This window comes from Streptomyces kronopolitis (genome assembly GCF_050953795.1).
GTDB classification, from domain to species: Bacteria; Actinomycetota; Actinomycetes; order Streptomycetales; family Streptomycetaceae; genus Streptomyces; species Streptomyces kronopolitis_A.
Genome location: NZ_CP191850.1, coordinates 6,763,492 through 6,782,375 on the forward strand (window position 1 = coordinate 6,763,492; position 18,884 = coordinate 6,782,375).

The window sequence follows — 18,884 nt, forward strand, 5'->3', positions numbered from 1 at the left end:
GAGAGCGCCGCGCGGACCGTCCGGCCGGGAGCGGGCGGCTACGCCTCCGCGGGGGAGACCCGGTCGTCCGGCGGGCCCGCGAGGCCGGCGCCGGGCGGCGCGGCGGGGTGCGGTGAGGCCTGCGGCGGGGCGGCCTGCGGCGCGGTGGCCGGCGGCGTCGTGCCGGGTACGGCGCTCAGCACGTCCGGGCCGATGAGGGCGGTGTACGTGCCGGCCGAGGTGCACGCGTGGGCCCCGGCGACAGCGCCCAGCCGCGCGCAGTCCTCCAGGCTCCGGCCCAGATGCCGCCCGTAGAGGAACCCGCAGGTGAAGGCGTCGCCCGCGCCGTGGGTGTCCACGACCGGCCCGGGCGGCACCACGGCCGGCACCGGACGCGGGGAGCGGTCGTCAGCGGCCAGGAGATAGGCGCCGCCGGCCCCCGCCGTCGCGATCACGGCCTGGGCACGCCCCTCGTGCACGATCTCCCGCATCACGGATGCGATCCGTTCCCCCGCCCCGGAGGTGCTGAGGAACACCAGGTCCGAGCGGAGCGCGAACTCCCGGTGATGCTCCGTCAGCCCGTCCCAGTCGTGCAGGTCAGTGGAGACCGGGACGCCGAGTGCCTCGATGTCGTCGTACAGGAAACGGGCGAAGTGCGTGATCGACAGATGGACGTGTCGGGCCCGGCGCAGTGCCGGGAGGTAGTGCTCCGGCGGCATCCGCAGGTCGAGCGGGTCGCGGGCGTCGTAGAAGGACGTCCGGCGCCCGTCGGGGGAGACGAGGTTGACCCCGCGCCGGGTGCCCTGCGGTGAGATCAGTGGCCGGAAGTCGACGCCGCCGGCGGCCATCCGTGTGCGGACCAGGCTGCCGGGGTGGTCGTCGCCGACGAAGTCCACGAACCCGGTGGTGAGTCCGAGCGCCGCGCAGCCCAGCGCGACGCCGGTGCCGGTGTGTCCCACCTCTTCGCGAATGGGGGGCACCGCGGCGGAGTCGGTGGCCGGTAGGGGCAGCGCGCCGACCGGTACGACGGTGTCCACGCCCGATCCGCCGACGACGAGGACGTCATAGGCGTCATACGGCTCAGAAACCTGCTGGAATGTCACAAGCGTCCCTGGATCCCTTGCTGGTGAGACGAATCCCTTGCTGGTGAGACCGCTGCGGACGAGGTCCGTCCGCTGTCCGGAGTCTAGACGCAGGCACGCCTCATGACGGGATGTCAGCAAGGCCGGTGACGCGAGGGGGCAACGTCTCGCACGGGGCCAGGGGTGCGTCCGCGGTGGGCGCGGAGCCGGTGCGGACGGGGCCCGGCGGGAGCGCACCGCACATTCGTCCAGCAGGTGAGACGGCGGGCCGTCGACGCGGTCGTCGCGGACACTGAAGCCTGAACGGCCCCGGCGCTCGGCTACCGGGGGCGGCGCATGGATCCCCGGCACACGAGCCGTCCGGGGAACACCACGAGCCGGCGTACAGCGGCCGGACGGGCCGGTGAGGGGCGAGGCAGGGATGGCAGAGCACTCCAATGGCGGACGCACCGCGCTCGTCCTCGGCGGCGGGCTCGCCGGGATGCTGGCCGTCACGGCCCTGACCGGGCACGTCGACACGATCACCGTGGTCGAACGCGACCGCTATCCGCAGGGCCGGGCCTTCCGCAAGGGCGTCCCGCAGCCCGCCACCTGCACATCCTCCTCAGCGGCGGCGAACGGGCCCTGGAGGAGCTGTTGCCCGGCACGGTCGAGGCCCTCGGCGCAGCGGGCGCCCGCAGCCTGGAACTGCCGCGCGACCTGCTCACCCGGACCCCCACCGGCTGGCAGCGCCGCTTCGACGAGGGCCGGCACCGCACCCTGAGCGTCACCCGGCCGGTGCTGGACGCGGTCGTGCGCGAGCGGGTGCTGCGGGCCGCCGCCGGCTCGGGCACCCGCGTCGAGGTCCTCGAAGCGACCGAGGCCGTCGGACTCACCGGGGACGCGCGGCGGGTGACGGGGGTACGGGTGCGGTCGCGGGACGGCGCGCGATTCGGGCGGGACCTGACGGCCGGTCTGGTCGTGGACGCCTCGGGCCGCGCCTCCCGCACCCCGCAGTGGTACGCCGCACTCGGCCGCACCGCCCCGCACGAGGTGACCGTGGACGCCGGGATCGCCTACGCCACCCGGATGTACCGCCCCAAGGACGCGGCCGCGCCCGAGGTGGGCGTCAACGTCCCCGGCTGGCCCGAGTGTCCGCGCGGCGCGGCGTACGTTCCGGTCGAGGACGGCAACTGGCTGCTGACGCTGTCCGGGGTGCGCGGACACCACCCGCCCACGGACGCCGCGGAGTTCACCGCGTTCAGCGCGACGATCGGCGACCCGTACGTCCACGACCTGCTCAGCCGGGCCGAGCCGCTCACGCCCGTGTACGGCTTCCGCGACACCTGCAACCGCCGCCGGCACTTCGAACGCTCCGGCGCGCTGCCCGACGGGTTCCTCGTCCTGGGGGACGCCTGCTGCACCTTCAACCCCGTGTACGGGCAGGGCATGTCGGTGGCCGCCCTCGGCGCGCTGGCGGTGCGCGACACGCTCGCGGCCGGCGGGAGCACCGCCGAGGCGCAGCGGGCGGTGGCCCGCGCAGCGGAGCCCGCCTGGCTCGCCGCGGTCGGCGCGGACCGTCCCTATGCCGGCCGCTCGGACAGCAAGGCCGGTGCCGGCGAACGGCTGACCACGTGGTACCTCGAACGGCTCGCCGCCCGCGCCGCCATCGACCTGTCGTCGGCACGGCCTACCGGGACGTCTTCTGCCTCACCGCGCCGCCGGCGCGGCTGGTCGCCCCGCGCATCGCCCTGCGCACCGTCTTCCTGCCGCGCCGCCCCGGCCTCCCCGCACCGCCCACAGCCGTCGAGGGGGTGTCCGCCGGCCCCGGAAAACCGGCTGCGGCCGCGCGCAGGTCCACGCGAGGATGAGGCATGGCATGGACCACGACCCGGGATCCTGAGCAGTTCGAGACGGCCGCGGGGGCGTTCCTGCGCAGCCGGCCGGTACGGCACACGGTGCTGCTGTCGGTGGCGTCGTCGCTGCGTTCGCCCGGCGCGGCCGCGTACGGGGCGCGGGCGCCGGAGTTCGGCTGGTGGCGGCCGGACGGAGGGGCACCGGTCGGCGCCGCGTTCGTGTGGACCCCGCCGCGGAGCGCGCTGCTGTCACCGATGCCGGACGAGGCCGCGGACGCGCTCGTCGAGAGGCTGGTGGCGGAGCGGAGCGGGATCCCGGGGGTGACGGCCGGCCGGGCGGCGGCCGAGGCGGTCTCCGGTGCCTGGCGGCGGCGCCACGGCGGCACGGTGACCTGCGTCCGGCGCCTGCGGCTCCACCGGCTGGACCGGCTGATCGAGCCGTCCCCGGCACCGGCGGGCACGGCCCGGCGCGCCACGACCGCCGACCGGGATCTGCTGCACGCCTGGTTCACCGCCTTCGCCGCGGAGATCGGCGGCACGCCGCCGGCGGACACCCGCGCGGCCGACGACCGGATCGCCGGCGGCCGCTGCGTGCTGTGGGAGAGCGGCGGCCGGCCCGTCTCGATGGCCTGCCACACCGCCCCACTGGCCGGCGCGGCCCGTATCGCCCCCGTCCACACCCCGCCCGAGCTGCGCGGACGCGGTTATGCGGGAGCGGTGACGGCCGCCGTCTCCGCCGCCGTACGGGCCGGTGGCACGCGGGAGGTGCTGCTCTTCACCGACCTGGCCAATCCCACCAGCAATGCCCTCTACCGGAGGCTGGGCTACCGCCCGGTCGAGGATCAGCTCGCCCTGGAATTCGGGCCGGAGTAGGGCCCCGCCACAGATGAGGGCGACCGGCGTCCGCCGCCCTCCGGGCGCCGCGGTTCACCGCGACGGAGGCGTCCGGGATGCCGAAAAGTCCCGCATCGGGAGGCGTCGCGGCCCTCCGGCTCAAAATCACCTCCGATCCCCGGAATGTCACGGCCGGTCGCGCGGTTTTCCTCAGAGGGTGATGGTGTGGAGTCCGGGTGCCGTGGTGCGGAAGTCGCACGACGGTGCCGAGTGGCGCGGTGTGCCGGAACCTGCCGCCTGCGGGCGGTCCGCTCTCACTACGCGTTCGCCCTGACCATGGAGGTGCCGTGACCGGTTCCCGTCCCCGCCGCGCTGGCCTTTCCGCGCTGCGCCCCGCGAGCTTCGGCATCGAACCGTCCGGAGAGCGCCTGGCCAGAATGCGCAGATCGCCGCAGTTCGCGGACGGCCAGTTCCGTAACCCGGCGCCGACCGGACGGCCGCCCAAGGGCGCCGCGCTGGAGATGGCCCGGGCGCAGCTGAGCCGGGAGGGACGGCTGCGCCGGGCGCCGGTCGGCCCGATTCCGGTGCACCGCCCGACCGCCGAGGAGTGGGGCCGGCCGCCGGCATCCGGGCTGCGGCTCACCTGGATGGGGCATTCGAGCGTGCTGGCCGAGATCGACGGCCGGCGGGTGCTCTTCGACCCGGTCTGGGGCGAGCGCTGCTCGCCGTTCGACTGGGCCGGCCCCAAGCGGCTGCACCCGGTGCCCGTCGGCCTGGACGAACTGCCGCCGGTGGACGTCGTGGTGATCTCGCACGACCACTACGACCATCTGGACATGTCGACGGTCCAAGGGCTGACCGGCACCGGCGCGGCGTTCGTGGTACCCCTCGGCATCGGCGCCGACCTGGAGTTCTGGGGCGTACCGGCGGAGCGGATCACCGAACTCGACTGGCACGAGTCCACCCGTATCGACGGTCTGACGCTCACGGCCACCCCCGCGCAGCACTTCTGTGGCCGCGGGCTGCGCGGCCCGCAGCACACCCTGTGGTCGTCCTGGGTGGTCGCCGGCCCCGACCACCGGCTCTTCCACAGCGGCGACACGGGTTACTTCCCCGGGTTCGCGGAGATCGGCGCGGCGCACGGCCCGTTCGACGCCACGATGATCCAGATCGGCGCGTACAGCGATTTCTGGCCCCGGAACCACGCCTCCGACACCCGGCATCCCGGCATGTGGCCGGACATCCACATGAATCCCGAACAGGGCGTGCGGTCCCACCTCGACCTCCAGGGCGGTACGCCCGGCGGGGTGCTGCTGCCGATCCACTGGGGCACGTTCAACCTGGCGCTGCACCCCTGGGCGGAGCCCGCCGACTGGACGCTGACCGCGGCCCGCAAGGCCGGCGTGAGCACGGTGCACCCGAGGCCCGGCGAGCCCTTCGAGCCCGCGGAGCCGCCGGCCGTCTACCCGTGGTGGCGGGCGATCGCGGTGCCGCCCGCCCATGGCTGGCCCGCCTGGCCCCCGGTGGTGGCCCCTACGGACGTGGACCTCGCGGCGGACCGCTGAGACGGGGCGCCCGGCGGCCGGCCGACGCGGCCCTCCGCGGGCCGGCCGCCCCTTGCGCTTTCGCTGAGCGCCCGCTCCGCTCCCGTCCGCCCCGTGCTGGTCACGTCGCCTGGTCCGCGCCCCGGGTGCGGCCGGACCAGCCGTGTTCGAGGAGGGCGAAGGCCGCTTCGAGCGTGCTGCGGGGATCGTCCCGGTCGTGGGTGAGGGCGACCGACTCCAGGGCGAAGTGGGCGAGTGCGGCGCAGGCGGCGTCGTCCCGGGGGGCGCCGGTCTCGTCGGCGATCGCCTCCGCGAGGGCCGCCTCATGGCGCATCCACATGCGGTGGCCGTACTCGCGCAGCTCGGGCGTGCCGAGGACGAGCTGCCGGTAGCGGGGGAATCCCGGGTCGGCCGTCGTGGGGAGGTGGGTGCGCAGGAGGTGGTCGAGGAGGGTGGCGGGCAGGGAGCGCCCGGCGGGCCGTTCGCGGACCGCGGCGACGAGAGCGGCCTGCTGGTCGGTGTCCTCGTCGAAGACCAGCGCCTCCTTGCTGGGGAAGTGCTTGAACAGCGTCGTGGTGGACACGTCTGCGGCCTCGGCCACGTCCCTCACGCTGACCTGGCCATAGCCGTGTTCCAGAAACAGGTGCAGGGCCGCGTCGGCCAGCGCCTGACGGGTGGCGGCCTTCTTGCGCTCGCGGCGTCCCACGGGCTTCGGTGTATCGCTCACCACCGCACTGTACCCACTTATTGCCTCGTTCTGAAAGTTGAGTCGTTGCACTTTTTTAGTGAGTGTGCTCTTCTGGTCGAGCCGGCGGCGGGGTGCACCCCCGGCCGGCCGCACCCCTCGCCCTGACGTACCGAGCGAGGCGCATCCTCCCGACCCGACTCGACGGAGCCGCCATGAACGCCGTACCCGTACCCGCCCCCTCGTCCGCACCCCGCATCGCCGTCATCGGTGCCGGCCCCGGCGGCCTGATCTGCGCCCGTGTCCTGGAGCGGCACGGCATCGCCGTCACCGTCTACGAGCGCGACGCCTCCGCCGACTCCCGTGACCAGGGCGGCACCCTCGATATGCACGCCGACTCCGGGCAGATCGCCCTCGCGGAAGCCGGCCTGCTCGACACGTTCTTCGCCCGCGCCCGGCCGGAGGGTCAGGCTATGCGCGCCCTCAACCGTCAGGGCGAGGTCCTCGCCGACTACCGGCCCCCGGCGGGCGAGGACGCCGCTCCCGAGATCGACCGCGGACTGCTGCGCACGCTCCTGGCCGACTCCCTCGCCCCCGGCACCGTCCGGTGGGGCCACGGTCTGCGCTCCGCCGCCGCCCGCCCGGACGGCACCCACCGCCTCACCTTCGACAACGGCACGACCGCCGACGCCGACCTGGTCATCGGCGCGGACGGGGCCTGGTCGCGGGTGCGCCCGCTGGTCAGCGAGGCCGTGCCGGTCTACTCCGGAGTGACCTTCATCGAGGCCCACTTCGACCAGGTCGACACCGACCATCCTGCCGTCGCCGCGCTCGTCGGCGACGGGCACACCTTCGCCACCGGCGACCACAAGGGCCTGCTCGCGCAGCGCAACGGCAACGGGCATGTGCGCGCCTACATAGCCGTCCGCGAGGAGAGCGACGGGGGCGGCCCGGCCGGCCTCCCCGGCGACACCGAGGCCGTGCGCGCCGCCCTGCTGGAGAAGTTCACCGGCTGGGACGCCCGGCTCCGCCTCCTGATCACCGACAACGACGGCCCCTACGTCCACCGCCCGCTGTTCGTCCTGCCCGCCCCGCACACCTGGCCGCACACCCCCGGCGTCACCCTGCTCGGCGACGCCGCCCATCTGATGGCGCCCTTCGGCGGCAACGGCGCCAATCTCGCCATGCTCGACGGCTGTGAACTCGCGCTGGCCCTGGCCCGCCACGACACCGTCGACGCGGCGGTGACCGCGTACGAGGAGGTCATGCTGCCCCGGGCGGCCGCGGCCGGTGACGGCGCGGACGCCCTCGCCCGGGTCTTCGGCCCGGGCGACCGCACCGCCGCCGACGTGCCCGACTTCGGCCGGGAGAAGGAGGAGTACCGGCGCGCCGCCGCTGCCTACGGCAGCCGGTGATACCGCTCCGCCGGCTGCCGCACCCGGCGGCGCGAGGCTCGCGAGAGGCGAGGGCGGAGGGCGCCGGGGTCAGTCCGCGCGGCCGGTGACCGCCACCGTCACGCCCAGGCCGATCATGGCGAAGCCGCCGGCCCCGCCGATCATCGACAGCCGGCGCTCGGAGCGGGCGAACCAGCCGCGGGCCGCCGAGGCCGTCAGCCCCCACACGGTGTCGGTGATCAGGCCGATGCAGATCGGCACCAGGCCCAGGATCAGCATCTGGGCGGGCAGCCCGCCCGCCGACGGGTCCACGAACTGGGGGAGTACGGCGGCGAAGAAGACGATGCCCTTGGGGTTGGTGACGCCGACCAGGAGGCCGTCGGCGATCGTCCGCAGATCACCACGGGCCGTCGCCCCGGGCGCTTGCACGGCCCCCGGCTTCATGTCCTTACGGTGCCGGAAGGCCTGGACGCCGAGGAAGACCAGGTAGGCCGCGCCGGCCAGCTTCACGGCGAGGAGGATCGTGACGGACCGCTCCACCAGCGAGCCGAGGCCGAGCGCGACCGCGGCCACCAGGAGGTAGGAGCCCAGCACATTGCCCAGGACCGTCGCCAGGGCGGTCCGCCGGCCGTGGGCCAGCGCCCGGCCGATCACGAACAGCACGCTGGGCCCGGGGATCACGATCACCAGCAGCGACATCGCCGCGAACGCCAGGATCCGGTCGTAGCTCACCATGTCTCTCACCTCGTCTCTCGCCTCGGCGGCCATTGAATCAGCCGGATCGCGGGCAGCGTCAGTGGTGAGCGGCGTGCGGCAACGGATGCCTGGCGGCCCGGTCCGCCGCTCACCGGGCCGGGCCCGCCGTGCCGCGCGGCCGCGGACACCGTCGTGAGCCCCCGGAGGCGCGCTTCCTGAAGCGGTAACTCCGCCTTGCTGGACGGAAGTTCGGATTACGTCGTACGGATGTACGTGCATCGCCCACTCAAGGAGGTGGCGTGGGGTAGCGAAAGCCCGAAGTGGCTCCGGACACTCCCCCCGCAACAACTAGCGTGCGTGCTCCGCGAACTGCCAACGGCCGATCCGGAGGGCGCCGATGCCTACCGCATTCCCCCAGGGGACCCAGATGTCCCAGGAGCCTGAGAGGTCCCCGGGACCCCCCAGCTCCCCGGGGGCCGCTCCTGTCCCCAGCTCCACCCGGCGGCGGGAGCGTGACGGCGGACGGCACGGCCGGGCCCCGCACCGCGATCCTGCCACCGATGCGGCGATACGGTCACGGCTGGTCCGGCTCGCCGCCGTGCCCTGTCTCCTCGTCGCCGTCGTCTGCACCGCGGTCGCCGCGTTCGTGGTGCAGTCCGGCGGTGCCCGGCTGACCGGGCGCGAAGGGGTGGTGCTGGCCGGCGGGCTCGCCCTGGTCTGCGTCATCGTGCTGACCGCGGTCGCCGCCGCGCACGCCGAGTCCCGCGCCGCCGTGGCCCGCTACGACCGGCTCCGCGAGGTCTGCGCCCGCAGCCAGTCCGACCTCTACGCCCTGCTGGACCGGGTGCGGCAGGGCGAATGGCTCCAGCGCCGCGAGCCGGACACGGCCCCCGCGCCCACCGGCGACACCCTCGACCTGCTCGCCCATGAGGTCGCCGCCGCCGGCCGGGCCGCCGAGTCCGCCGTCATCGACGCGGTCGCCATCGCCCGCAGCAACGCCAGCGGCAGCGAACAGAAGGTCGAGGTCTTCGTGAACCTCGCCCGCCGGCTGCAGTCCCTGGTCCACCGCGAGATCGAGCTGCTGGACGAGCTGGAGAACCAGGTCGAGGACCCGGACCTGCTCAAGGGCCTCTTCCACGTCGATCATCTGGCCACCCGCATCCGCCGGCACGCCGAGAACCTCGCCGTGCTCGGCGGTGCCATCTCGCGCCGCCAGTGGAGCCGTCCGGTGTCCCTGACCGAGGTGCTGCGCTCCTCGATCGCCGAGGTCGAGCAGTACCCGAGGATCAAGCTGGTGCCGCCGATCGAGGGCACCCTGCGCGGCCATGCCGTCGCCGACGTGATCCACCTGCTCGCCGAACTCGTCGAGAACGCCTCGATCTACTCCGCCCCGCAGACCCCGGTCCTGCTGCGCGCCCAGCTCGTGACCGCCGGTCTCGCGGTCGAGGTCGAGGACCGCGGGCTGGGGATGTCGGCGGACGAGCAGCGCCGGATGAACGGGCTGCTGGCCGACCCCGAACACATCGATGTCGCCGAGCTGTTGAGCGACGGCCGCATCGGACTGTTCGTGGTCTCCTCGCTCGCCCGGCGGCATGGCATCGTTGTCCGGCTGCAGAGCAACATCTACGGCGGCGTGCAGGCCGTCCTGATCGTGCCCCAGGCGCTGCTCGGCGCCGAACCGGCCGCGGGGGAGGGCGACGAGGCGTCCGCCGCGGCCGCCGAATCCCCGGACGCCGGGCCGGCACCGGAGCCGGACGGGGGGTACGGCACCGCCTACCCCGACGACCGCGACACCGGCCCGGCCCGGCACGCCCGCCGAGACCACCACGAGCCGCACGACCGGCCCGACTTCCACGACCGGCCCGACCTCCACGACCCGTACCACCTCCGCGACCGGCACGACGTTCCCGACCGTGGTGACCGCAGTGAGCCAGCGGTCGACGGGGCGTGGACGGTGGCCGTCCCCCGCCCCGCCCCGGCCCCGGACCACGCGCTCGACCTGGCGGCGCGCGGTTACGACGACCGTACGGACGGGATCCCGGCACCCGCCCCCGTTCCCGCCGAGCCCGACCCCGGCGCCGCCCGTCGCCGACTCGTTCACGCCTCCGGCGTCCGCACCCCTGAAGTGCCCATGGCCGACGCCCAGTTGCCCGAGCCGCGAGCCCGCGAGCTCGCTCCCGCCGACTTCCCGGCCGATCCCGGCCCGGTCGTCCTGCCGCCCGCGCCGCCGGTGGTGGACAACAGCGCCCGCCCCCGGCTGCCCCGGCGGCGCAAGCAGACCCACCTCGTCCCCGAGCTGCGCGGCGAGCCGATCCTGCCGTCCGCCACCCGCCGCACGGGCCCGGAGCCCGAGCACGACCCCGGCCTGATGGCGGCCTTCCGGCGCGGATTCAGCCTCGGCGACGACTGCTACGCCGGTGACACCGGCGAGCACCACATCCCCCCGGCTCACGGCGGCGACACCGCCGTCCCGGCCGGCGACGACCTTCTCTACGACCGTGACCACGACGCCCCGATGGCCCGCCCCCGAGGAGACGACCGCAACCATGGTGAGTGACGTGCGTGCACAGGCGCATTCGCAACTGCAGGGAGGCCAGCACACCGACCTGTCCTGGCTGCTGACCGGGCTCGTACAGCGCGTGCCGCACGCCCGCAGCGCGCTCCTGCTGACCTCGGACGGCCTGGTCAAGGCCGCCCACGGCTTCGACCCGGACAGCGCCGACCACATGGCGGCCCTGTCCTCCGGCCTCTACTCCCTCGCCCGCAGCGCGGGGGTGCGCTTCGGGGAGGGCGATGACGTCCTCCAGGTCGTCGTCGAGCTGGAGTCCACCTTCCTGTTCGTCTCCACCGCCGGTTCCGGCGCCTGCCTGGCCGTGCTCGCCGGCCGGGAAGCCGATGTGGCGGTCCTGGGCTACGAGATGTCGATGCTGGTCAAGAGCGTCCGCCCGTACCTGTCCACGCCCGCCCGCCAACAGGCCCCCGCGGGTGGTCGATGACCATGGCCGTGCGTCGCCGACGGCGGCAGGGCGGGGAACCCTGGTACGACGACGCGGCGGGCCGGCTGGTCCGCCCGTACACCATCAGCAACGGCCGCACCCGCCCGACGGCGCACTTCGACCTGCTGACGATGGTGATGGCCACCGGCCGGCGGCCCGTCTCCTGCCAGGGCCCCGACTACGCCCAGGTGCTGGGGCTGTGCGGCGGGCCGGTCTCCGTGGCGGAGATCGCCGCCCACATACGGCTGCCCGCCGTGGTCACCAAGGTGCTCCTCGCCGACCTCGTCGACTGCGGGGCGCTCACCGCGCGGGCCCCCGCGGCCGTTTCGGCAGGGTCCGCGTCCCGTACCGACCGAGCCCTGCTGGAGGCGGTGTTGAATGGACTTCGCAAACGACTGTGACCTCCCGGCCCCGGGGGATCCCGCGGCCGATGTCTTCCCCACCGCGCTCAAGATCCTGATCGCGGGCGGCTTCGGCGTCGGCAAGACGACCTTCGTCGGCGCGGTCAGCGAGATCGAGCCGCTCAGCACGGAGGAGCTCCTCACCCAGATCAGCGTCGGCACCGACGACCTGGCGGGGGTCGAGGACAAGAGCACCACCACCGTCGCCATGGACTTCGGCCGGATCACCCTCAGCCCCGCGCATCTGCTCTACCTCTTCGGCACGCCGGGGCAGCAGCGCTTCTGGTTCATGTGGGACGAGCTGTCCAACGGCGCGCTCGGCGCGGTGATCCTCGCCGACACCCGGCGGCTGGACCAGTGCTTCGGCGCCGTCGACTTCTTCGAACGGCGCGGAATCCGCTTCATCGTCGCCGTCAACGAGTTCGACGGCGCCTACCACTACGCACCGGACGAGGTCCGCAGCGCGATAGACCTCTCCCCGGACGTCCCCGTCGTGCTCTGCGACGCCCGACGGAGCAGCTCGGCGACCCGCGTCCTGGTGGCACTCGTCCAGCACCTGCTCACCCCCGCCCTCGCCGCGACCCCGGAGCTGCCATGAACCACCCCGCCTCCCGCGTTCCCTACGTCTCCTACGACCCGACCCGGCATCTGCTGCTCACCCCGCAGGACGACGAGGCCCCCGCCCGCGTCGCCCGGCTGCGCGCCCTGGGCATCGGTGAATCGCCGCTGCCCGCGTTCGACGAGTTCGCCCGCAAGCTCGCCCGGACCACCCGCGCGCCGTACTCGATGGTCAACTTCATCGACGAGCGGCGGCAGTACTTCGCCGGTCTCTACACGCCCGACCAGGACCGGGCCGTCGAGCTGGGCCCGGCGCCGGCCAGCGCCCAGCCGGGCCGGGTGATGGACCGCGACCACGGCTACTGCCCGCATGTCATCGTCCGCCGCAAGGCCCTGGTGCTGGAGGACGTCTGTGACTATCCGCGGTTCGCCGGCAACCCCGTCGTCGACGAGATCGGCATCCGCTCCTACCTCGGCGCGCCGCTGATCGACCGTACGGGGATGGCGCTGGGCACCGTCTGTGTCGTGGACCTCGAACCGCGCCCCTGGGGGCGGGAGGGACTGGAGACCATCAAGGCGATGGCGGCCGAACTCGTCGAGCAGATCCACAGCATGGAGGCGCAGCACACCGACGCGCCCTGATCCGCCCGCTCCCGGCCCCGGAGCCCGGCGTACGGCCCCTGCTGGTGCCGGACGGCCGGCCCGGGGCCGCCGCATGGGCTCCGGGCCGGTGGCGGCCGCGACTCGGGGACGCGGCCGGCCGTTCACGTCCGTCCGGTGCACCACGGCCGCCGGGGCGACCCTCCCGTGCGCTGGACCGGCACCGTGGCCGCGGCATCCTCACCCGGCGCCGTCGCGGGCTCGTCCTCCGGCCATTCCGAGGGCTCCAGCCGCAGCAGGTCCGCCAGCCGGCGGGACCACTCGCCGTGCGTCCGGCCCAGGGCCAGCTCGCCCAGCCGCAGCAGCTGGATGTCGGAGGTGCCGGCCGGCGCGAAGATGTGGTGGGCGTCCCGCAGAAAGCGCTCGATCGGCCGGTCGGTGAACAGCCCGCACCCGGCATGGATGTCCATCGCGTCGCGCGCCGACTCCAGCGCGGACTCCACGTTCACCAGCTTGGCGTTCATCAACTCCGCGTCGCACGGCTGCCCCTGGTCGAGCAGGTGCACCGCGTGATACGCCGACAGCCGGGCCAGCAGCAGCCGCGACTGGATCCGTCCGAGCTTGAGCTTGACGGTGCTCAGATCGGCCAGTGGCTTGCCGTAGCGTTGCCGCTCGGCGCAGAACGCGGTCGTCTCGTCCAGCACCGCCTGGTGGATCCCCAGGGAGACGGCGGTGAGGTTCGGGCGTCCGTAGAGCACGCTGGAGGAGTAGGCGACCGAGAGTCCGTCGCCCTCCCGGCCCAGCAGATTCGCCGCCGGGACCCGGCAGTTGTCGAAGAACAGCTCACCGAAGCTGAAGCCGTGCAGCCCCATCGCGGGCCGCTGCTCGCCGACCCGGAAGCCGGGGCTGTCGGACTCGACGAGGAAGGCCGACAGGCCCCTGGAGCCCTCACCGGTGCGCACCACCACGCCGTGCAGATCGCCGACGTGGCTGTTGCCGACGTAGATCTTGCGGCCGTTGAGGAGGTAGTCGTCGCCGTCGCGGACCGCGGTGGAGGCCATGCCCAGCACATGGCTGCCGGACTGCGGCTCGGTGACCGCGATGGTCGGCAGGCAGTCGCCGGAGGCTATCGCGGGCAGCCAGGTCTTCTTCTGCTCCTCGCTGCCGAAGTGGACGATCTTCGCCACGCCCAGCTGGGAGGCCTGCACCATGGCGCCCATCGCGGCGCTGACCCGGGACAGCTCCTCGATGATGAGGGTCTTGGCGACGTGACCGGCGCCCATGCCGCCGTAGGCGCGGTGCACGGTGGCGCCTATCCATCCCTGACGGGCGATCAGGCGCGAGAGATCGCGGCACACGGAACGGTTCTCCTCCATCTCCGCAATCCGGGGGCGGACCTCCCTTTCGGCGAAATCCCGCACCCGGCTGCGGAGTGCCTCGTGTCTCTGGTCCGTGAAATAGCCATGCAAGACGAGCCCCTCCTCCGCGATCTTCTCCGTGCCGGCCGCGCACCCGCCTCGGGACGGCGCCGGCGGCGCCGTCTGCAGTGAACGTTCCGGAACGTGAGCTATCGCTTACCCCGTGCAATACCCGTTGGCATACCTACTCCGGGCCGCATGAAACATCAACTGGTGAGGTGAGGGTGAAGAGTTGAAGCGCGCAGGAGAGCCGCACCACCCCTGGTTCGACGATGCCCCGGGTACGGCTCCGAGGGCTCCGGAATCGCGCCACCCCACGCCTCCCCGGCCGCCCGCCCCCGGGGCCGGGCCGGTCCGTCGCGCGCGTCCCATGGCGTGCCCGCGCCCGGCGCGGAAGAGTGGGCGCCGAGACCCGTCAGCCACCACCCCGTCAGTCAGGAGACGACGCCATGCAGGCCATGCAGCCAGCTGTCCACGAGGCCCCGGACGACGCCCGGATCGCCACCTATACCTGGCTCCCGGAGTCCGGCCACCCGCGTGCCCTCGTCCAGATCGCCCACGGCGCCGCCGAACACGGCAGGCGCTACGACCGCTTCGCCCGTTTCCTGGCCGGCCACGGCTATGGCGTGGTCGCCTCCGACCACCGGGGGCACGGCGCCACCGCCCCCTCCACCGGCGGCCGCGGGGTGGTCGGCGAGGACTCCTGGCGGGCGATCGTCAGTGACCTCAAGGGCATCGGCGACCACGCGGCCGCCGCCCACCCCGGCGTCCCGCTGGTCCTGCTCGGCCACAGCATGGGCTCGCTGCTGGCTCGTGACTACGCCCAGGAGTACGGGGCCGACCTCGCCGGGCTGATCCTCACCGGCACCTTCCGGACGCTGCCCGGCCTCGACATCGAGGGGGCCGTCGCCGAACTGGAGGCGGAGGCCGCCGAGCACGGCCGCGGTGCGCTGTCGTCCTTCATCCCGCGCACCTTCCGCTCCTTCAACGACGCCTTCACCCACCGCACCGGCTACGAATGGCTCTCCCGCGACACCGCCGAGGTGGACGCCTACGTCGCCGACGAGGACTGCGGCTTCCCGTTCTGCGCCGGGCTGGCCCTCGACTGGGTGCGCGCCATCCGCAAGATCAACGACCCGGGCCACCTCGTCCGCATCCCGCGCGGACTGCCCGTCCACGTCGCCGTCGGCGCGCTGGATCCCTGCCACCAGGGGATGACCCTGGTCCATGAACTCCTGGAGGACTTCCGCTACCTGGGCACCCGCGATCTGACCTGGCGGTCCTACCCGGACGCGCGCCACGAGATCCTGAACGAGACCCATCGCGACGAGGTCCAGGACGACCTGCTGGCCTGGCTCGACAAGCGCATCTGAGCCCGATGTCAGGGGCGGGGCCCGGGTGAGGGGCCCGGTCCCCGTCGCCCCGCCCGTCGCCGGGGTGTGTCATCCGGCGGGGCCGGGCCCTCCTCCGCCGGTCAGACCTTCCCCGGGTGGAAGACGTCCTGCTCGATGAGGATCTTGTCGATCCGGGCCTTGTCCACCCGGTTCGTCACCTCCGCGACCTCCTGGCGGTCGCGCACGCACTTGGCCAGCGTGAAGGCCGAGGACACCACGAAAACCAGCCCGAGGGCGAGAAACCCGCGCTCCCAGGGCCCCACAGGCAGTCGGGTGATCCCGATCATCAGCGCCACCAGGGAGAGCCCGAAGGAGATCGCGGACTGCACGAAGAAGGCCGTGGTCGTCGGCCGCTGAATCGATGGAGTGGTCATGTGCGTAGCGTGCGGGCGCCGTGACAGCGGCGCATGAGTACGGGTACTCATCTCGCCGACCGGCCAGGTGGGGCCGCGCGCCACGAAATGGCAGCACCCACCCTCTGACATGCGGTATTGTTCTCGTGCGCGGTCAGCCGGGACATCCCGGCCGGAACGGGCATCGGGACGTGGCGCAGCTTGGTAGCGCACTTGACTGGGGGTCAAGGGGTCGCAGGTTCAAATCCTGTCGTCCCGACTTGTTTTTTGCAGGTCGGAGGTCGTTTCCCTGAGAAGGGAGCGGCCTCTTTTGCATGCCTGCCGGGCGTCTGTCCGCCCGTTGCGGCGCGGGGAGGGGAGCCGGGCCCCGCGCGCGGTTCCCCGGGGCATCTGTCCGGTTCGTCCATAGGGCGCGGGGTCGTCGGGGTCGCGTGTCGTCGTGGGCGGAGTCGTCGCCCGTCCCGGTGTCCGCTTCTGCGAGGTGGGGAGGAACGTCGTTCTCCGCGGGGTCGGTTGGGGTGCGGTGCCGGTCGCCTTCCGTCGGGGCCTGGTTGTTCACGCTCTGTATGACTGCCCCGCCACTCAACTCCCGGTTAAGTCGGTCGGCCCCTACTGTCTGTAAGTGGACTGGTGCACGGTGTTCCCGGCGTGCCACTATGGGGCCGATAATTCCGGTGCCTTAACTGTTCGTTGGGCTCGATCGATGGGGGGACGGTGGGCATGAGCGTGGGGGGCGACAGCCGATCCAAGGGGGCGGGCAGCGCGCTCGCGGAGCGGCTCAACCATCTCTTCGCGAACATGCACCCGCCCGGCGCCCCGTACACCAATGCCTTCGTGGCCGAGGAGATCAGCGGGGGAGCGGAGGAGTACGGCGGGGTCAAGGTGACCGAGCAGTATCTGTCGATGCTGCGCAACAGCAGGCGCACGAACCCGAGCCCGGAACTGCTGCGCGCGCTGGCCAAGTTCTTCGCGGTGCCGGTGGGTTATCTGCTGGGGGACCTCTCGCAGCCGCAGGCCGCGCGGGTGGAGGAGGAGGTGCGCTTCCTCGCCGCCATGCGCGATCAGCGGGTGCGCGCCATCGCCCTGCGCTCCGTCGGGCTGCCGCCGGAGGTGCAGGACAGCCTGACGACGATCATCGGCCAGTTCCGGGAGCAGATGAATCTGCCGGCCGACCCGCCGGAGCAGGGCGGTGACCGGCGCGGTGAGTGAGTCGACACGGACCGCTGAGCGCGGCCAGATCTTCGCCACCTGGCAGCGGTCCGGACACGAGGACGGGACGAGCATGCGAGTGGGGCAGATACGCAGGCGGTGCAAGCAGCTGATCAAGGAGCTGGCGCTGCCTGCCGCAATCGATCTGCGCGGGATGTGTGACGTCGTCGCCGCGCGGGTGGCGCGGCCCGTCCATCTGGTGCCGATGAGCCTGGGTGGTGTGGTCTCCGGCATGACGGCCGTCACCGACGACGGCTACTGGGTGTTCTACGAGCTCAAGACCTCGCCGTGGCACCAGGCGCACATCGTGCTGCACGAGCTGAGCCACCTCCTGTTGGGACACGACCAGGACCCCTCGGTCACCGAGGACGCGCTGAAGCTGTGGACACCGTCCGTCGATGTCGCCACCGCCATGCGCCGGATGGGCCTGACGATGGGCTTCGCCCGGCATCACGGCTATGACAACCTCGCCGAGCGGGAGACCGAGGTGCTCGGCACGCTGCTGATGGAGCGGGTGGCGCCGTCCGCCGCCGAGCGTGAACTGCCGCTGGAGGGACAGGCGGCCGAGCTGGCGGCGGCGCTCGGGCCCGCGCTCCAGCACATCCGCCGCCAGCAGGGTGTTCCGGCCGGCGGCGCGGGACCCGAAGGTGCCGGTGCGGACGCGGCCGGGGACGGGGGCTCGCGTGTTTGACGCCCTCTATCTGTCGTTCGGACTGGCCGCGTGGGCCATCGTCGGATACAAGTCCGTCGCCTGGTTCCGTGACCGCAGCAACGCGGATCTGGGACTGGCCTGTGTGATGACCGGCGGGGTGGCCACGGTCTTCCTCTTCTCCGCGCCGAGCCTCTACCGCGCGTTCGACCGGCTGGCCGGGGTGGCGAACCTCGCCATGGTCTTCCTCTACTCCTCCGTCGTGGTGTTCGCGGCCGGAGCCCTGGTGTTGCTGTTGCGCTGGACGGCGGGGGAGGGGGCGGCCGGGAAGGCCCGTGCGCGGGTCAGGGCGCGGGTCGCCGTCGGGGGCGTGGCCGCGCTCTGGGCGGTGGCGGTCGCCGGATTCCTGGTGGGCCGGCCGGACGCCGTCGAGCATCCCCGTGACTTCAGCACCGCGTACACCGACTCTCCGGGCGTGATGCTGTTCCTGGTGCTGTACCTGGCCATCTTCGGCTTCGCCTCGGCGGCCCTGGGGACGCTGTGCCCGCGCTACGCCGCCCGGCTCGGCGGCACGCATCTGGCGCGCGGACTGCGGGTGTTGGCCGCGGGCTGCTGGCTGGGCCTGGTCTACTGCGCGTGCAAGGTCATCGGCTTCGGCCTGTCCTGGGCCGGCCATCCGGCGCTGTGGCTCTCCAACGGCGTGGCGCCGCTGAGCGCTTCGGTCGCGGCGCTCATGGTCCTCGCCGGGTTCGCGCTGCCGGCGGCCGGTCCCCGGGTCGCGGCCTGGCGGCGGCTGCGCCGGCTCTCCCCGCTCTGGCGGACCGTCACCGCGCAGACCCCCGAGGTCACGATGGAGACCTCGACCTGGTCCGTGCGATGGCCGTTCGCCGATCTGGAGTGGCGGGCCAACCGGCAGATGGCGGAGATCCGTGACGTGCAGCGCGGCATCCGGCGGCATGTGGAGTCCGACGCGGTCGATGTCGCCCGGGAGCGGGCCCGCGCGGTCGCGCTGGACGACCGGCAGCTGGCGGCCGTCGCGGAGGCCGCCGCACTCCGCCGCGGTCTGGAGAACCGTGCGGTGGGTCATGTGCCCCAGCACGGCGCGGACAGCGTGGTCGTGGCCCAGGGCAGCGCACCGGTCGAACTCACCGCGGAGTACGAACACTTGGCCCTGGTGGCGGATGTCTACCACTCGCCGCTGATCGACACCGTGCTCACCGAACTGCGGCAGCGCAGCGCGGTGGTGCGCGGTTGAGC

Annotated in this window: 17 protein-coding genes, 1 tRNA gene and 1 pseudogene; 14 read left to right on the plus strand and 5 right to left on the minus strand. The window is 73.3% G+C overall.

The window, feature by feature from the left end:
- Window positions 1-38: 38 nt before the first annotated feature.
- The gene (locus ACQP17_RS29840) at window positions 39-1,082 is read right to left on the minus strand and encodes a carbohydrate kinase family protein (protein ID WP_433859059.1); all 1,044 of its coding nucleotides are present in this window, start codon (window positions 1,080-1,082) and stop codon (window positions 39-41) included.
- Between the two features lie 400 nt (window positions 1,083-1,482).
- Here ACQP17_RS29840 and ACQP17_RS29845 point away from each other — a divergent pair.
- The 3 genes and pseudogenes from ACQP17_RS29845 (at window position 1,483) to ACQP17_RS29855 (ending at window position 5,295) form a co-directional block, all read left to right on the plus strand.
- Window positions 1,483-2,911, plus strand: a pseudogene (locus tag ACQP17_RS29845) (NAD(P)/FAD-dependent oxidoreductase).
- Window positions 2,912-3,151: 240 nt separating this feature from the next.
- Window positions 3,152-3,769 (plus strand): GNAT family N-acetyltransferase, encoded by a 618-nt coding sequence (locus ACQP17_RS29850; RefSeq protein ID WP_433860043.1) that lies wholly within the window; start codon window positions 3,152-3,154, stop codon window positions 3,767-3,769.
- Between the two features lie 308 nt (window positions 3,770-4,077).
- Window positions 4,078-5,295: an MBL fold metallo-hydrolase gene (locus tag ACQP17_RS29855; RefSeq protein ID WP_433859060.1), complete on the plus strand. Its 1,218-nt coding sequence runs from the start codon at window positions 4,078-4,080 to the stop codon at window positions 5,293-5,295.
- Window positions 5,296-5,395: 100 nt separating this feature from the next.
- On the opposite strand, the gene ACQP17_RS29860 is transcribed toward ACQP17_RS29855, so the two are convergent.
- Window positions 5,396-6,001, minus strand: a complete 606-nt coding sequence (locus ACQP17_RS29860) for a TetR/AcrR family transcriptional regulator (protein ID WP_433859061.1) — start codon at window positions 5,999-6,001, stop codon at window positions 5,396-5,398.
- Window positions 6,002-6,174: 173 nt separating this feature from the next.
- Here ACQP17_RS29860 and ACQP17_RS29865 point away from each other — a divergent pair, with 173 nt between their 5' ends.
- Window positions 6,175-7,374, plus strand: coding sequence for an FAD-dependent oxidoreductase (locus tag ACQP17_RS29865; protein ID WP_433859062.1), 1,200 nt, complete (start codon window positions 6,175-6,177; stop codon window positions 7,372-7,374).
- A gap of 69 nt (window positions 7,375-7,443) precedes the next feature.
- On the opposite strand, the gene ACQP17_RS29870 is transcribed toward ACQP17_RS29865, so the two are convergent.
- Window positions 7,444-8,088, minus strand: a complete 645-nt coding sequence (locus ACQP17_RS29870; RefSeq protein WP_433859063.1) for a LysE family translocator — start codon at window positions 8,086-8,088, stop codon at window positions 7,444-7,446.
- Between the two features lie 388 nt (window positions 8,089-8,476).
- Here ACQP17_RS29870 and ACQP17_RS29875 point away from each other — a divergent pair, with 388 nt between their 5' ends.
- Genes ACQP17_RS29875 through ACQP17_RS29895 form a run of 5 tightly spaced genes read left to right on the plus strand, consistent with a single transcriptional unit; the run spans window position 8,477 to window position 12,646 of the window.
- Window positions 8,477-10,606 (plus strand): sensor histidine kinase, encoded by a 2,130-nt coding sequence (locus tag ACQP17_RS29875; protein ID WP_433859064.1) that lies wholly within the window; start codon window positions 8,477-8,479, stop codon window positions 10,604-10,606.
- The gene (locus ACQP17_RS29880; RefSeq protein ID WP_364875811.1) at window positions 10,596-11,045 is read left to right on the plus strand and encodes a roadblock/LC7 domain-containing protein; all 450 of its coding nucleotides are present in this window, start codon (window positions 10,596-10,598) and stop codon (window positions 11,043-11,045) included. Before ACQP17_RS29875 ends, ACQP17_RS29880 begins: the two co-directional genes overlap by 11 nt.
- A 2-nt stretch (window positions 11,046-11,047) precedes the next feature.
- Window positions 11,048-11,446, plus strand: coding sequence for a DUF742 domain-containing protein (locus ACQP17_RS29885; RefSeq protein ID WP_433859065.1), 399 nt, complete (start codon window positions 11,048-11,050; stop codon window positions 11,444-11,446).
- On the plus strand, window positions 11,424-12,044 hold the full coding sequence (locus ACQP17_RS29890) for a GTP-binding protein (RefSeq protein ID WP_249636287.1): 621 nt from the start codon (window positions 11,424-11,426) through the stop codon (window positions 12,042-12,044). Before ACQP17_RS29885 ends, ACQP17_RS29890 begins: the two co-directional genes overlap by 23 nt.
- Window positions 12,041-12,646 (plus strand): GAF domain-containing protein, encoded by a 606-nt coding sequence (locus tag ACQP17_RS29895; RefSeq protein ID WP_364875816.1) that lies wholly within the window; start codon window positions 12,041-12,043, stop codon window positions 12,644-12,646. The genes ACQP17_RS29890 and ACQP17_RS29895 overlap by 4 nt, the downstream gene beginning before the upstream one ends.
- Window positions 12,647-12,768: 122 nt before the next feature.
- Here ACQP17_RS29895 and ACQP17_RS29900 read toward each other — a convergent pair whose 3' ends face one another.
- Window positions 12,769-14,073 carry an acyl-CoA dehydrogenase family protein gene (locus tag ACQP17_RS29900; protein WP_433859066.1) on the minus strand — a complete coding sequence of 435 codons (1,305 nt, stop codon included), beginning with the start codon at window positions 14,071-14,073 and terminating at the stop codon, window positions 12,769-12,771.
- 398 nt (window positions 14,074-14,471) lie between these two features.
- Between ACQP17_RS29900 and ACQP17_RS29905 the strand changes: the two genes are divergently transcribed.
- Window positions 14,472-15,395 (plus strand): alpha/beta fold hydrolase, encoded by a 924-nt coding sequence (locus tag ACQP17_RS29905; protein WP_433859067.1) that lies wholly within the window; start codon window positions 14,472-14,474, stop codon window positions 15,393-15,395.
- Between the two features lie 101 nt (window positions 15,396-15,496).
- Here ACQP17_RS29905 and ACQP17_RS29910 read toward each other — a convergent pair whose 3' ends face one another.
- Window positions 15,497-15,790: a YiaA/YiaB family inner membrane protein gene (locus tag ACQP17_RS29910; protein ID WP_189095771.1), complete on the minus strand. Its 294-nt coding sequence runs from the start codon at window positions 15,788-15,790 to the stop codon at window positions 15,497-15,499.
- 164 nt (window positions 15,791-15,954) lie between these two features.
- Between ACQP17_RS29910 and ACQP17_RS29915 the strand changes: the two genes are divergently transcribed.
- From ACQP17_RS29915 to ACQP17_RS29930, 4 genes are all read left to right on the plus strand, one after another.
- Window positions 15,955-16,028, plus strand: a tRNA-Pro gene (locus ACQP17_RS29915).
- A gap of 461 nt (window positions 16,029-16,489) precedes the next feature.
- Entirely contained in the window at window positions 16,490-16,978 is a 489-nt protein-coding gene (locus tag ACQP17_RS29920) for a helix-turn-helix domain-containing protein (RefSeq protein WP_249636284.1), read from the plus strand.
- A gap of 79 nt (window positions 16,979-17,057) precedes the next feature.
- Window positions 17,058-17,669: a hypothetical protein gene (locus tag ACQP17_RS29925; RefSeq protein WP_433860044.1), complete on the plus strand. Its 612-nt coding sequence runs from the start codon at window positions 17,058-17,060 to the stop codon at window positions 17,667-17,669.
- Window positions 17,662-18,882, plus strand: coding sequence for an MAB_1171c family putative transporter (locus ACQP17_RS29930; RefSeq protein ID WP_433859068.1), 1,221 nt, complete (start codon window positions 17,662-17,664; stop codon window positions 18,880-18,882). Before ACQP17_RS29925 ends, ACQP17_RS29930 begins: the two co-directional genes overlap by 8 nt.
- Window positions 18,883-18,884: the final 2 nt, after the last annotated feature.

Coding starts and splice junctions, on each gene's coding strand:
- ACQP17_RS29875 (WP_433859064.1), top strand. CDS start 8,477: ATGTCCCAGGAGCCTGAGAGGTCCCCGGGACCCCCCAGCTCCCCGGGG.
- ACQP17_RS29885 (WP_433859065.1), top strand. CDS start 11,048: ATGGCCGTGCGTCGCCGACGGCGGCAGGGCGGGGAACCCTGGTACGAC.
- ACQP17_RS29850 (WP_433860043.1), top strand. CDS start 3,152: ATGCCGGACGAGGCCGCGGACGCGCTCGTCGAGAGGCTGGTGGCGGAG.
- ACQP17_RS29895 (WP_364875816.1), top strand. CDS start 12,041: ATGAACCACCCCGCCTCCCGCGTTCCCTACGTCTCCTACGACCCGACC.
- ACQP17_RS29890 (WP_249636287.1), top strand. CDS start 11,424: ATGGACTTCGCAAACGACTGTGACCTCCCGGCCCCGGGGGATCCCGCG.
- ACQP17_RS29870 (WP_433859063.1), bottom strand. CDS start 8,088: ATGGTGAGCTACGACCGGATCCTGGCGTTCGCGGCGATGTCGCTGCTG.
- ACQP17_RS29880 (WP_364875811.1), top strand. CDS start 10,596: ATGGTGAGTGACGTGCGTGCACAGGCGCATTCGCAACTGCAGGGAGGC.
- ACQP17_RS29865 (WP_433859062.1), top strand. CDS start 6,175: ATGAACGCCGTACCCGTACCCGCCCCCTCGTCCGCACCCCGCATCGCC.
- ACQP17_RS29920 (WP_249636284.1), top strand. CDS start 16,490: ATGAGCGTGGGGGGCGACAGCCGATCCAAGGGGGCGGGCAGCGCGCTC.
- ACQP17_RS29905 (WP_433859067.1), top strand. CDS start 14,472: ATGCAGGCCATGCAGCCAGCTGTCCACGAGGCCCCGGACGACGCCCGG.
- ACQP17_RS29910 (WP_189095771.1), bottom strand. CDS start 15,790: ATGACCACTCCATCGATTCAGCGGCCGACGACCACGGCCTTCTTCGTG.